10 protein-coding genes are annotated in these 13,529 nt (G+C 72.4%); 7 read left to right on the top strand and 3 right to left on the bottom strand.

Features of this window, described 5'->3' with window-relative positions:
• Positions 1–65: 65 nt before the first annotated feature.
• Entirely contained in the window at positions 66–533 is a 468-nt protein-coding gene (locus ACFWIA_RS26060; protein WP_387009077.1) for a response regulator transcription factor, read from the bottom strand.
• A gap of 728 nt (positions 534–1,261) precedes the next feature.
• On the opposite strand from ACFWIA_RS26060, the gene ACFWIA_RS26055 reads away from it, so the two are divergent.
• The 7 genes from ACFWIA_RS26055 to ACFWIA_RS26025 all read left to right on the top strand — a co-directional run bounded on the left by ACFWIA_RS26055 (position 1,262) and on the right by ACFWIA_RS26025 (position 10,037).
• Positions 1,262–2,485, top strand: coding sequence for an ROK family protein (locus tag ACFWIA_RS26055; protein ID WP_387009075.1), 1,224 nt, complete (start codon positions 1,262–1,264; stop codon positions 2,483–2,485).
• Positions 2,486–2,624: 139 nt separating this feature from the next.
• Positions 2,625–3,743 (top strand): substrate-binding domain-containing protein, encoded by a 1,119-nt coding sequence (locus ACFWIA_RS26050; protein WP_387009073.1) that lies wholly within the window; start codon positions 2,625–2,627, stop codon positions 3,741–3,743.
• A 4-nt stretch (positions 3,744–3,747) separates the two neighbouring features.
• Complete coding sequence (locus tag ACFWIA_RS26045) at positions 3,748–4,557, top strand: ATP-binding cassette domain-containing protein (RefSeq protein ID WP_387009071.1); 810 nt, start codon at positions 3,748–3,750, stop codon at positions 4,555–4,557.
• Entirely contained in the window at positions 4,554–5,846 is a 1,293-nt protein-coding gene (locus ACFWIA_RS26040) for a sugar ABC transporter permease (RefSeq protein ID WP_387009069.1), read from the top strand. The genes ACFWIA_RS26045 and ACFWIA_RS26040 overlap by 4 nt, the downstream gene beginning before the upstream one ends.
• 128 nt (positions 5,847–5,974) lie before the next feature.
• Complete coding sequence (dxs, locus tag ACFWIA_RS26035) at positions 5,975–7,894, top strand: 1-deoxy-D-xylulose-5-phosphate synthase (RefSeq protein ID WP_387009067.1); 1,920 nt, start codon at positions 5,975–5,977, stop codon at positions 7,892–7,894.
• A 186-nt stretch (positions 7,895–8,080) separates the two neighbouring features.
• Positions 8,081–9,607 (top strand): amino acid permease, encoded by a 1,527-nt coding sequence (locus ACFWIA_RS26030; RefSeq protein WP_387009065.1) that lies wholly within the window; start codon positions 8,081–8,083, stop codon positions 9,605–9,607.
• A gap of 64 nt (positions 9,608–9,671) precedes the next feature.
• Positions 9,672–10,037 (top strand): NTP pyrophosphohydrolase, encoded by a 366-nt coding sequence (locus tag ACFWIA_RS26025; RefSeq protein ID WP_387009063.1) that lies wholly within the window; start codon positions 9,672–9,674, stop codon positions 10,035–10,037.
• Between the two features lie 57 nt (positions 10,038–10,094).
• Here the strand turns inward: ACFWIA_RS26025 and ACFWIA_RS26020 are convergent, their stop codons facing one another.
• Together ACFWIA_RS26020 and ACFWIA_RS26015 are read right to left on the bottom strand one after the other, a co-directional pair.
• Complete coding sequence (locus tag ACFWIA_RS26020) at positions 10,095–12,227, bottom strand: 3-hydroxyacyl-CoA dehydrogenase NAD-binding domain-containing protein (RefSeq protein ID WP_387009062.1); 2,133 nt, start codon at positions 12,225–12,227, stop codon at positions 10,095–10,097.
• A complete protein-coding gene (locus ACFWIA_RS26015; RefSeq protein WP_387009060.1) occupies positions 12,224–13,444 on the bottom strand; it encodes a thiolase family protein in 1,221 nt (406 codons plus the stop codon). Before ACFWIA_RS26015 ends, ACFWIA_RS26020 begins: the two co-directional genes overlap by 4 nt.
• Between the last annotated feature and the right edge of the window lie 85 nt (positions 13,445–13,529).

The following is a 13,529-nucleotide window of genomic DNA, read 5'->3' as shown; positions in this document are numbered from 1 at the left end:
CCCCGGGCCCCTCGGCCGTGCGGTGCGGCGGAGCCGCGCGGGCCGTCACCGGCCCGCGCGGACCGTCAGGGCACGGCGGAACCCGCCGGTCCGCAGGTCGCCAACTGCGCCTCCCAGGCGAGCCGGGCGGCCAAGGTCCGGTTGGGCGTGCCCAGCCGGTCCAGAATGGTCTGGACGTGGTCCTTGATCGTCGCGGTGCCCACGGCGAGTGCGTCCGCGATCTCGGGGTTGGTCAGACCCTCGCTCATCAGCGTCAGCACCTCCTGCTGGCGAGGCGTCAGCTTCTCGCGGACCTCCTGGAGCGCTCGGTTGCCGTGCTCCCGGGCCCCGCCGCGCAGATAGCCCGTGACGACCGTCCGGGCCAGTTGCGAGGGGAGGGACCAGCCGCCGGCGGCGACGGTCCGGATGGCGTGGGCGAGCGTGGCCGCCCCGCCGTCCCGGTCCGTGATGCCGAGCGCCCCGGCCTCCAACAAGCCGTGCAGGGAGATCCGTTCCTGTGCGGGGATCAGCAGCAGGACGGGCGGTGTGCCCATCCGGCGCAGCCGTCCCAATGCACCGAGCAGCTGCTCGTGCCCGCGGACGGTCCCCAGAAGGACGACCTGCGGGCGCGCGTGGCGCAATTGCGCCGCCGCCTCGTGCACCTTTCCCGATACAGCGACCTTAATGTCCGTTTCTTTGTTTAAAACGGCTTCGATCCCTGCTCGGTATACTTCGCTGTCATCAAACAGCCCTATGTCGATCACGGCCCCCCCGGGTCTCATGAGCGCATGTGCCCTACGTAAAAATGTGGTCACGTATACGTCTACACCACTGGCAGGCCATTACCTCCCACCCAATGGGGGGTATCTGTCACATCGCCCCCTCCGATCGGCGGGGGGCGGGGTGGTGTTCCCGGAGGCGGCAGGGGCGTGGACCCGCCGGGTGGCACACCGGGGCCGAAGGGTTCCCCGTGCGGAGGTACGGGGTCGGGTATCGGCCTCTCCGGGCCCGTGAGGCGTGTTCCGCTGGACAAACGGACGTGTGCGTGCTCGGCAGGGCGTGTGCCGGGCGCAGCCAGGTGGTGTCGGGGCGCCCGGAGCGATCGGAGTGATCGACGGCGAGGTCGACGGTGAGATCGGCGGGCGTCATGGACTTGACCGCGACCGCCGGCTCGACGGACGTTGGTGTTCATCACTTGTACACACCTCGGGTCCCACCGCCGCGACCCGGCACGGGCGGCGCCCCCGCGTCCGCCCACCACGCACGTCAGAGTGGAGGGGCCGTGGAGACTCCGGGGTCGCAGTCGTCGTTGCACCGGGCCAATCTGGAGCGCGTCGTCCGAGCCGTGCGGCGGGCGGGGTCGCTCACCCAGGCCGAGATCGCCCGCACCACGGGACTGTCGGCGGCGACCGTCTCCAACATCGTGCGAGAACTCAGGGACCAGGGGAAGGTCCAGGTCACCCCCACCTCAGCCGGCGGCCGGCGAGCCCGCAGCGTGTCGCTGAACGGCGATGCGGGCATCGTCATCGGCGTCGCCGTCGGCCGCACCCACCTGCGCGTGGCGGTCGGCAACCAGGCCCACCAGGTGCTCGCCGAGGAGGTCGAGTCACTGGGCCCCGGGCGGGCAGTGCCCCCCGGACCCCGTACCGACGACCCCGGTGCCACCCCGTACGGCCTGGACCGGGCGGCGGAACTGGTCGAACAACTCATCGAGAAGACCGGTGTGGACCGGACCCGGATCAGCGGCGTCGGCCTGGGCGTCCCCGGACCGGTCGACGTCGTCACCGGAACCGTCGGACCCACCGTGGGGCTCCCCGGCTGGGCGGACGCCCGGCCTGCCGAGGACCTGGGCGCCCGGCTCGGCCTCCCCGTCCACCTCGACAACGACGCCAACCTGGGCGCCCTCGGCGAACTCGTCTGGGGCAGCGGCCGGGGCGTGCGGGACCTCGCGTACGTCAAGGTCGCCGACGGGGTGGGGGCCGGACTGGTGATCGGCGGACGCCTGCACCGCGGCCCGGGCGGCACGGCTGGGGAGATCGGCCACCTCACCCTCGACGAGTCCGGCCCGGTCTGCCGCTGCGGCAACCGCGGCTGCCTGGAGACCTTCACCGCCGACCGCCACGTACTGCCCCTGCTGCGGGCCACCCACGGGGACGGGCTCACGACGGCCGCCGTGGTCCGGCTCGCCCGGGACGGCGACCCCGGGTGCCGCCGGGTCATCGCGGACGTCGGACGCCACCTCGGCACCGGCGTCGCCAGCCTGTGCAACCTGCTGAACCCGAGCCGGATCGTCCTCGGCGGTGACCTGGCCGAAGCCGGGGAACTCCTGATCGGACCGGTGCGGGAAGCCGTCGGCCGGTACGCCGTACCGAGCGCCGCCCGACAGCTGACCATCCTGCCGGGCGCCCTCGGCGACCGGGCCGAATTGCTTGGGGCGCTCGCCCTCGCGCTCGACGCCATGGGGGAGCCCACCCTGACGGACCCGTCCGTTCCGGTGAACCCGTAGCCCCGCCCGGGCCGCGCCACGCGCACGGACCGCACCGCGGCCGTCCCCGTCCGGGTTTACTTCTTGACGCCTGCCGGGTGCCGGGCGGCGACCCTCCGCCCGGCACCACCGACCCGGCGGCGTCAGGGAGGTGTCGCACGTGCCCGCATCCACCCGCCGCACCGCGGTGGCCCTGGGAGCAACGGCCCTGGCCGTGCTGCTCGCCGCCTGCGGCAGCGCGAAACAGGCGGGCGGCGGCCCCGGCGCACGGCAGCGCCCCGGACCCGGCGACACCCTCCGGGTCGGTCTGCTGCTGCCCGAGAACCAGACCGCCCGCTACGAGAAGTTCGACCGCCCCCTGATCGAACGGCACCTCGCCGAATTGACGAACGGCACGGCGCGGGTGACCTACGCCAACGCCAAACAGGACGCGGCCGTCCAGACCCAGCAGGTCGACTCGATGATCACCAACCGGGTCGACGTGCTCGTCCTCGACGCCGTCGACTCCCGGGCCGTCGCCGGCGCCGTCCGCCGGGCCGAGGAGGCGGGGGTGCCCGTCGTCGCCTACGACCGGCTGGCCGAGGGACCCGTCGACGCCCACACCTCCTTCGACAACGAGGAGGTCGGGCGCGTCCAAGCCCGGGCCCTGCTCACCGCCCTCGGCGACCGGGCCGGCTCCGGGGAGGTCGTGATGGTGAACGGTTCCGCCACCGACCCCAACGCCGCCCTGTTCAAGGCGGGCGCGCACGCGGTCCTGGACGGCCGGGTCCGCGTCGGCCGGGAGTTCGACACCAAGGAGTGGAAGCCGGAGAACGCCCACTCCCACATGGAGAGCGCACTCACCGCCCTCGGCAAGGAACGCGTCATCGGGGTCTACGCCGCCAACGACGGCATGGCCGGCGGCGTCATCCAGGCCCTCAAGACCGCCGGGGTGTCCCCGCTGCCGCCCGTCACCGGCCAGGACGCCGAACTCGCCGCGGTCCAACGCATCGTCGCCGGCGAGCAGTACATGAGCGTCTACAAGCCCTACGGCCCGGGCGCCCGGGCCGCCGCCGCACTCGCGGTCGCCCTGGCCCGCGGCGAACCGGCCACCTCCGTCACCCGGGTCACCGTCGACAGCGCCACCACCGAGGACGTGCCCGCCGTGCTCGTCCCGGTGGTCGCCCTCACCCGGGACAACCTCGCCGAAACGGTCCTGGCGGACGGCGTCTACTCCCGCGCCGAGATCTGCACCCCCCGCTACGCGGCCGCCTGCGACCGGCTCGGCCTGAGGGGCTGACCCGGTGGCCCACCAGACGGCTCGACGGCCCGCACCGCCCGTGCTGGCGCTGCGCGGGGTCTCCCAGCGCTTCGGCGCCGTGCAAGCGCTCACCGACGTCGAACTGGAGGTCCACCCGGGCGAGGTGCTCGCCCTCGTCGGGGACAACGGCGCCGGGAAGTCCACCCTGGTCAAGACGATCGCCGGAACGCACCTTCCCGACGGCGCGGCCGGCGGCGGCATCGAGTGGGACGGCCGGCCGGTACGCATCGACAGCCCCCGCGCGGCACGGGAACTCGGCATCGCGACCGTCTACCAGGACCTCGCGCTCTGCGACAACCTCGACGTCGTCGGCAACCTGTTCCTCGGCCGCGAACGACGACGGCACGCGGTACTGGACGAGATCGGGATGGAACGCCGCGCCCGCGAACTGCTGACCTCCCTGTCTGTCCGGGTCCCGAACCTGCGCACCCCCGTGGCCGCGCTGTCCGGCGGACAACGCCAGACGATCGCCATCGCCCGCGCCCTGCTCGGCGCACCCCGACTGGTGGTCCTCGACGAACCGACCGCCGCCCTCGGCGTCGAACAGACCGCCCACGTCCTCGACCTCGTCGAACGACTGCGCGAGCGGGGCCTCGCGGTCGTCCTGGTCAGCCACGACATGGCCGGGGTGCTGGCCGTCGCCGACCGGGTGGCGGTGCTGCGGCTGGGCCGCAACAACGGCGACTTCCCGGTCGCCACCACCACCCAGGAGGAGATCATCGCCGCGATCACGGGTGCCACCGACAACGCCGTCACCCGGCGCGCCGCCCGCGGTGCGGAGCCGGCCCGATGAGCACCGGAAACCTCAGCGGACCCGCCCCGGACGGCCCCGTCGACCTGGACCGGCCTCCGGCCCCGCCGGCCGCCCCCGGCGGCCCCCGGCTCCTGGTGCGGCCCCCGGGACGGGGCGGGCGGACCGGTGAGCTGCGGCGACGGCTGGCAGCCGGGGAGACGGGCTTCCTCCCCGTCCTCGTCGCCCTGGTCGTCATCGGGGCGGTCTTCCACGCGCTCAACCCGGCGTTCCTCTCGGCCGAGAACCTCTCCCACGTCCTCATCGACGCCACGGGCCCCGGGCTGATCGCCGTCGGCGTCGTCTTCGTACTGATGCTGGGCGAGATCGACCTGTCGGTCGGCTCGGTCAGCGGCCTCGCCGGCGCCGCCTTCGCGGTGCTGAACGTCACCCACGGGATGCCCGAAGGCCCGGCGCTGCTCCTCGCGGTGCTCACCGGCACCACGGCCGGCCTGCTGCACGGCTTCTTCTTCGCCCGCGTGGGCGTGCCCGCGTTCGTCGTCACCATGGCCGGGCTACTCGCTTGGAACGGCCTGATGCTCCAGCTCCTCGGCGCCAACGGCACGATCAACCTGGACGACTCCGGGCTCCTCGCCCGGCTCACCCGGCACTACTTCACCGACATCTCCGCCGCTTACGGCCTGGCCACGGCCGTGGTGGCGGGGCACCTCCTCGTCACCCTCCGCGCCGCACGCGAGCGCCGGGCCGCGGGGCTGCCGTGCCGGCCGGTGGGCGAGCTGCTGGCCAGGACGGCCCTGCTCGCGGCGCTCTGTTACGCCGTCGCCCACGTCCTCAACCAGTACAAGGGCCTACCGCTCGCCCTGGTGATCTTCCTGGGTGTGGTGGTTCTCACGGACTTCGTCCTCAGACGGACGGTCTTCGGCCGTCGGGTGACCGCCCTGGGCGGCAACGTCGAGGCGGCCCGCCGGGCCGGGACCGACGTCGCCGCGGTGCGGATCGCGGTGTTCGCCGTCGCCGGGACGCTCGCCGCGCTGGGCGGACTCGTGATCGCCTCGAAGATCGCCGCGGCGAACCAGGGAGCCGGCTCCGGTGACCTGCTGATGAGCTGCATCGCAGCCGCCGTCATCGGCGGGACCAGCCTGTTCGGCGGGCGGGGACGGACCTGGTCCGCCCTGCTCGGCGTCCTGGTCATCGTCGCGATCCAGAAGGGCCTCCAGCTGGAATCCCTCGCCGAACCGGTCAAGTACATGATCACCGGAGGGGTGCTCCTCGCGGCGGTCGTCCTCGACTCGATGTCCCGCCGCAAGCGTGCCGTGACCGGCCGCGGGTAGGCGAATCGGCCGGGGAACTGTGTTCCCCGGGTGAACCCGGAGGCCCTTCGGTGGCCACCCGTCGGGGGAACACTAGACTCGACGGACCCGGCGAATAGGTCGAAGAGCTCTAATGCAAGGAGGCACGGGTGCCGCTGCTGACCCGCATCACGGGACCGCGCGATCTGGACCGGCTCAGCCCGGACGAGCTGACCGAGCTGGCCGGAGAGATCCGGACCTTCCTGGTCGATGCGGTCTCGAAGACCGGCGGCCACCTCGGCCCGAACCTCGGTGTGGTCGAGTTGACGATCGCCCTGCACCGGGTGTTCGAGTCCCCGAAGGACCGCGTCCTGTTCGACACCGGCCACCAGAGCTACGTGCACAAGCTGCTCACCGGCCGCCAGGACTTCTCCCGGCTGAGGGCCAAGGGCGGCCTGTCCGGCTACCCCTCCCGCGCGGAGTCCGAGCACGACGTCATCGAGAACAGCCACGCCTCGACGGTGCTGGGCTGGGCCGACGGCCTCGCCAAGGCCAACCAGGTCCTCGGCAAGGACGACCACGTGGTGGCCGTCATCGGTGACGGCGCCCTCACCGGCGGCATGGCCTGGGAGGCGCTGAACAACATCGCCGCCGCCAAGGACCGCCCGCTGGTCATCGTCGTCAACGACAACGAGCGCTCCTACGCACCCACCATCGGCGGCCTCGCCGACCACCTGGCGACCCTGCGCACCACCGACGGCTACGAGCGCTTCCTCGCCCGCGGCAAGGACCTCCTGGAGCGCACCCCGGTCGTCGGCCGCCCCCTGTATGACACGCTGCACGGCGCCAAGAAGGGCCTCAAGGACTTCATCGCCCCCCAGGGCATGTTCGAAGACCTCGGCCTGAAGTACGTCGGCCCCATCGACGGCCACGACATCGACGCCCTGGAGTCCGCGCTGTCCCGCGCGAAACGGTTCGGCGGGCCCGTGATCGTGCACTGCCTCACCGAGAAGGGCCGCGGCTACCAGCCCGCCGAACAGGACGAGGCGGACCGCTTCCACGGCATCGGCCCCATCCACCCCGACACCGGCCTGCCCATCGCCGAGGGCGGCATGGACTGGACCTCCGTGTTCGGCGAGGAGATGGTCAAGCTCGGTCACGAGCGCCCCGACATCGTCGCGATCACCGCCGCGATGCTCCAGCCGGTCGGCCTGAAGAACTTCGCCGAAACGTTCCCGGACCGCGTCTACGACGTCGGCATCGCCGAACAGCACGGAGCGGTCTCCGCAGCCGGGCTGGCCACCGGCGGTCTGCACCCCGTCTTCGCCGTCTACGCGACCTTCCTCAACCGCGCCTTCGACCAGCTCCTCATGGACGTGGCCCTCCACAAGTGCGGAGTGACCTTCGTCCTCGACCGGGCCGGCGTCACCGGCACCGACGGCGCCTCGCACAACGGCATGTGGGACATGTCGATCCTCCAGTGCGTGCCCGAGGTGCGGATCGCCGCGCCCCGCGACGCCGACCAGGTGCGGCTCCAGCTGCGCGAGGCCGTGGAGGTCGACGACGCCCCGACGGTGGTCCGCTACTCCAAGGGCGCCGTCGGCCCCGCCGTCCGCGCCCTGCGCAAGGTCGGCGGCATGGACGTCCTGCGCGAGCCGGGCACCGACCGCCCCGACGTCCTGCTGGTGTCGGTGGGCGCCCTCGCCCCGATGTGCCTGGAGATCGCGGGCCTCCTCGACCAGCAGGGCATCTCCACCACCGTCGTCGACCCCCGCTGGGTCAAGCCCGTCGACGAGGCCATGGCCCCGCTCGCCGAGCTGCACCAGGTCGTCGTCACCGTGGAGGACAACTCCCGGGCCGGCGGCGTCGGCTCCGCCGTCGCCCAGCACCTGCGCGACGCGGGCGTCGACGTCCCGCTGCGCGACTTCGGCATCCCGCCGCGGTTCCTCGACCACGCCTCCCGCAAGGAGGTCCTGTCGGAGATCGGCCTGACCGCACCGGACATCGCCCGCCAGGTCACCGGCCTGGTGTCCCGGCTCGACGGCCGCCTCGACGCGACCGCCTCCGCCGTGGAGAGCACCCGCGACTGACCCGTACTCCGCCGCGGGCCGGTGCCGCGCCCCAACCGGGGCCCGGCACCGGCCCGTCGCCGTTCCCGGGAGCGGGCCGCCACCGCACCCGGTCGCTCCCCGTACGGGTGAACACCCGCGCGCCGGGGCCGGCGCACCGGCGGGCCTCTCGATCATGTCGGGGACGACACACGCGGAGGTACGCCGGTGAGCAGCACCCTCTTCCGGACCAAGACGGTCGAGCAGTCCATCCAGGACACCGAGGAGCCGGAACACGCGCTCAAGAAGTCGCTGTCCGCGCTGGACCTGACCGTGTTCGGGGTCGGGGTCATCATCGGCACCGGCATCTTCGTCCTGACCGGGAAGATCGCCAAGGAGACCGCGGGCCCGGCGGTGGCCCTGAGCTTCGTCGTCGCCGGCGTGGTCTGCGCCCTGGCCGCCCTCTGTTACGCCGAGTTCGCCTCCACCGTCCCGGTGGCCGGGTCGGCGTACACGTTCTCCTACGCCTCGCTGGGGGAGTTCCCCGCCTGGATCATCGGTTGGGACCTGATCCTGGAGCTGGCGCTCGGCTGCGCGGTGGTCGCCGTCGGATGGTCGGGGTACATCCAGTCGCTGCTCGACACGGCGGGCCTGCACCTGCCCCGGGCCCTGTCCGGCACCCATGACGGGTCGTTCGGCTTCGACCTGCTCGCCTGTCTGCTGGTCCTCGCCCTCACCTGCGTCCTGGTGGCGGGCATGAAACTGTCGTCCCGGGTCACCGGCGTGGTCGTCGGCATCAAGGTTACGGTCGTCCTGCTGGTCATCGTGGTCGGCGCCTTCTTCATCACCGGCTCCAACTACGACCCGTTCATCCCCCCGGCCCAGTCCACCAGCGGCAGCTCCGACATCCACGCACCGCTGATCCAGCTGATGTTCGGCTACACCCCGTCCGACTTCGGAGTGATGGGGATCTTCACCGCCGCCGCCGTGGTGTTCTTCGCGTTCATCGGCTTCGACATCGTCGCCACCGCCGCCGAGGAGACCCGCAACCCCCAGCGGGATGTGCCGCGCGGCATCCTCGGGTCGCTGCTGATCTGCACGGTCCTGTACGTCGCGGTGTCCATCGTCGTCACCGGCATGGAGAAGTACACGAACCTCACCGTCGACGCGCCCCTCGCGGACGCGTTCAAGGCGGTGGGCCACCCCTTCTGGGCGGGCGTGATCAGCTTCGGGGCGGCCATCGGCCTCACCTCGGTCTGCATGATCCTCCTGCTGGGCCAGACCCGCGTCTTCTTCGCGATGAGCCGGGACGGACTGATCCCCCGGACCTTCTCGAAGGTGCACCCCCGCTTCGGCACGCCCTACCGCTCCACGATCCTGCTCGGCGGGGTCGTGGCGATCGTCGCCGGATTCACCTCCATCAGCGAACTCGCCGAGCTGGTCAACATCGGCACCCTGTTCGCCTTCGTGGTGGTCGCCGCGGGGGTCGTCCTGCTCCGCCGCCAGCGTCCCGACCTGCACCGCGCCTTCCGCACCCCCCTGGTGCCCTATCTGCCCGTCCTGTCGATCCTGGCGTCCCTGTGGCTGATGCTGAACCTGCCCGCCGAGACCTGGCTCCGCTTCGGTCTGTGGATGGTGCTCGGCGTGGTCGTCTACTTCCTCTACGGCAAGTCGCACAGCCGCTTGGGCAAGGGCCTCCCGCGCCGCCCCACCCCGCCCACCGCGGGCGACGACACCCAGGTCCCGTACCCGTGAGCCGGCCGGGCGATGATGGGGACCGCAACAGCGGAGCCGCAACGGCAGGGGGAGGGGGGCGGGCATGACCACCCTGCTGATCGTCGACGGGGCCAATGTCGTGGGGTCGGTCCCCGACGGCTGGTGGAAGGACCGCCGCGGTGCCGCGGAGCGGCTACGCGACCGGCTGGCGGCCCGGGCCGCCGCGGGCGTCGCGGGCCTCGTCGGGCCCCTCGACGTCGTGCTCGTGGTCGAGGGCGCGGCCCGCGGCGTCGACCCGGTGCCCGGGGTCCGGATCGAGGAGGCGGCGGGCAGCGGGGACGACCTCGTCGTGGCACTCGCGGCCGGGGCGGCCCAGGAGTGCGTGGTGGTCACCGCCGACCGGGAACTGCGCGCCCGGGTCACCGCCGAGGGCGCCCGCGTGGTCGGCCCCCGGACCGTCTACCCCTGAGCACGCGTACGGGGCGGGTACGGGGCCGCACGCCCCGTACCCGCCCCGTGGTGCGTCCTACGCGGGCACGCTCGCCGCACCGGGCGCCAGGAACCGCTTCCCGTTCACCCGCTCGCTGACGCCCTCACGGTCCAGGTACGGGGTGATGCCGCCCAGGTGGAAGGGCCAGCCCGCCCCGGTGATCAGGCACAGGTCGATGTCCTGGGCCCCGGCGACGACGCCCTCGTCCAGCATCAGCCCGATCTCCTGGGCGACCGCGTCGAGGACCCGGGCCCGCACCTGCTCCTCGTCGAGCACGCTGTCGCCCTGCACCAGGAGCGCGGCGACCTCGGGGTCCAACTCCGGCCGGCCGGAGTCGTGGACGTAGAAACCGCGCTTGCCCGCCCGCACCACGGCCGCCAGGTTGGGGGACACCCGGAAGCGGTCGGGGAACGCCTCGTGTAGCGTCTCGGAGACGTGCAGCCCGATCGCGGGCCCCACCAGCTCCAGCAGCACCAGCGGCGACATCGGCAGGCCCAGCGGCTCCACGCCCCGCTCCGCCACCTCGACGGGCGTGCCCTCGTCGATGACGTTCTGCACCTCGCCCATGAAACGGGTCAGGATGCGGTTCACCACGAACGCCGGGGCGTCCTTCACCAGCACCGCGGTCTTCTTCAGCTGCTTGGCCACCGCGAACGCCGTCGCCAACGCGGCGTCGTCGGTCCGCTCGCCCCGGACGATCTCCAGCAACGGCAGCACCGCCACCGGGTTGAAGAAGTGGAAACCGACGACCCGCTCCGGGTGCTTCAGCTCGGAAGCCATCTCGCTGACCGACAGCGAGGAGGTGTTCGTCGCCAGGATCGCGTGCGCCGGAGCCACCGCCTCCACCTCGGCGAACACCCGCTGCTTGACGCCGATCTCCTCGAACACGGCCTCGATGACGAAGTCCGCGTCGGAGAATCCCTCCGCCTTGTCCAGCACCCCGCTGACCAGGGCCTTCAGTCGGTTCGCCGTGTCCTGGTTCACCCGGCCCTTGAGCAGCAGCTTGTCGATCTCGGCACGGACGTAGCCCACGCCCCGGTCGATGCGCTCCTGGTCGATGTCCGTGAGCACCACCGGCACTTCGAGGCGGCGCACGAACAGCAGCGCGAGCTGCGAGGCCATCAGCCCCGCGCCCACCACGCCGACCTTGGTGACCGGTCGGGCGAGGCTCCGGTCCGGGGCGCCCACCGGCCGCTTCCCGCGCTTCTGCACCAGGTGGAACGCGTAGAGGCCGGAGCGCAGCTCCCCACCCATGATCAGGTCGGCGAGCACCCGGTCCTCGGCGTCGAACGCGGCCTGGAGGTCGCCGTCCTTGGCCGCGGCGATGAGGTCCAACGCGCGGTACGCGGCCGGGGCCGCCCCGTGCACCTTGGCGTCGGCGAGGGCCCGGCCGCGGGCGACGGCCAGGTCCCAGGCCTCGCCCCGGTCCGGCTCGGGCCGCTCGACGGTGACCTCACCGGTCAGCACCCCGGCGGTCCACACCAACGACTGCTCCAGGAAGTCCGCGCCCTCGAAGAGCGCGTCGGCGATGCCCAGTTCGAAGACCTGGGCGCCCTTGAGCTGACGGTTCTGGTTGAGCGCGTTCTCGATGATCACCGTGACCGCCCGGTCCGCGCCGATCAGCTGCGGGAGCAGCGCACAGCCGCCCCAGCCGGGGACCAGCCCGAGGAACACCTCGGGCAGCGAGAACGCCGGCACCGCCTTCGACACGGTCCGGTAGGTGCAGTGCAGCCCGACCTCGACGCCACCGCCCATCGCCGCGCCGTTGTAGTAGGCGAATGTCGGCACGGCCAGGCCGGCGAGCCGCTTGAAGACGTCGTGGCCGCCCTTGCCGATGGCGAGTGCGTCCTCGTGCCGGGTCAGCACCTCGACGCCCTTGAGGTCGGCGCCGACGGCGAAGATGAAGGGCTTGCCGGTGATGCCCGCGCCCACGATCGCCCCGGCGGCGGCCTCCTGCTCCACCTGGTCGAGCGCGGCGTCCAGGTTGGCCAGGGAACGCGGCCCGAAGGTGGTCGGCTTGGTGTGGTCGAGCCCGTTGTCGAGGGTGACGAGCGCGAACCGCCCGGCCCCCTTCGGCAGGTCCAGATGGCGTACGTGCGCCTGGGTGACGACCTCGTCGGGGAACGCCTCGGCGGCGCCCTTCAGCTGCTCAGCGGTGCTCGTGCTCACTTGGCGCCTCCGTCGAAGTGGGGGTTCTCCCAGATGACCGTCGCGCCCATGCCGAAGCCGACGCACATGGTGGTGATGCCGTAGCGCACCTCGGGCCGCTCCTCGAACTGGCGGGCCAGCTGGGTCATCAGCCGCACGCCGGAGGAGGCCAGCGGGTGGCCGAAGGCGATGGCGCCGCCGTACTGGTTGACGCGGGGGTCGTCATCGGCGATCCCGTAGTGGTCGAGGAAGGCGAGCACCTGCACGGCGAACGCCTCGTTGATCTCGAACAGCCCGATGTCGGAGATCGACAGACCGGCCTTGGCGAGCGCCTTCCGGGTCGCGGGGACGGGCCCGTAGCCCATCACCTCGGGCTCGACACCGGCGAAGGCGTACGAGACCAGCCGCATCCGCACCGGCAGCTCGTGCTCCCGGGCGAAGTCCTCGGCGGCGATCAGCGAGGCGGTGGCCCCGTCGTTCAGGCCCGCCGCGTTTCCGGCGGTGACCCGGCCGTGCGGGCGGAACGGCGTCTTCAGACCGGCCAGCGTCTCCAGGGTCGTCCCCGGGCGCATCGGCTCGTCCTCGGTGGCGAGCCCCCAACCGGTCTCGCCGGCCTCGGGGGTGGTCCGCCGGACCGAGATCGGCACCAGGTCCTGCTGGATCTTGCCGTTGGCGTACGCCTTGGCGGCCTTCTCCTGGGACCGCACGGCGTAGGCGTCGGCGCGCTCCTTGGTGAGGTGCGGGAACCGGTCGTGCAGGTTCTCCGCGGTCATCCCCATGAACAGCGCGGACTCGCCCACCAGCTTCTCGCTGACGAACCGGGGGTTGGGGTCGACGCCCTCACCCATCGGGTGGCGGCCCATGTGCTCGACGCCGCCGGCCACCACGACGTCGTAGGCACCGAAGGCGATGGAGCCGGCGGTCGTCGTCACGGCCGTCAGCGCGCCCGCGCACATCCGGTCGATGGAGTAGCCGGGTACGGAGCGGGGCAGCCCGGCGAGGATGCCCGCGGTGCGCCCGAGGGTCAGGCCCTGGTCGCCGATCTGTGTGGTGGCCGCGATCGCCACCTCGTCGATCTTCGCCGGGTCGAGCCCCGGGTTGCGGCGCAACAGCTCCCGGATCGACTTCACCACGAGGTCATCGGCCCGGGTCTCGTGGTAGATGCCCTTCGGGCCCGCCTTGCCGAACGGGGTACGGACGCCGTCGACGAAGACGACGTCCCTGACGGTACGAGGCACGATGGCTCTCCTCCAGACGCGAACTGGCACGACGCGGCCCGCCTCGCCGAAGGCACCGGCGCACCGCGGTACCGCCATGCTACTT

This window comes from Streptomyces sp. NPDC127068, assembly GCF_042724695.1.
In the GTDB taxonomy this organism is placed as follows: Bacteria; Actinomycetota; Actinomycetes; order Streptomycetales; family Streptomycetaceae; genus Streptomyces.
This window is presented reverse-complemented; position numbering and strand designations above follow the sequence as displayed.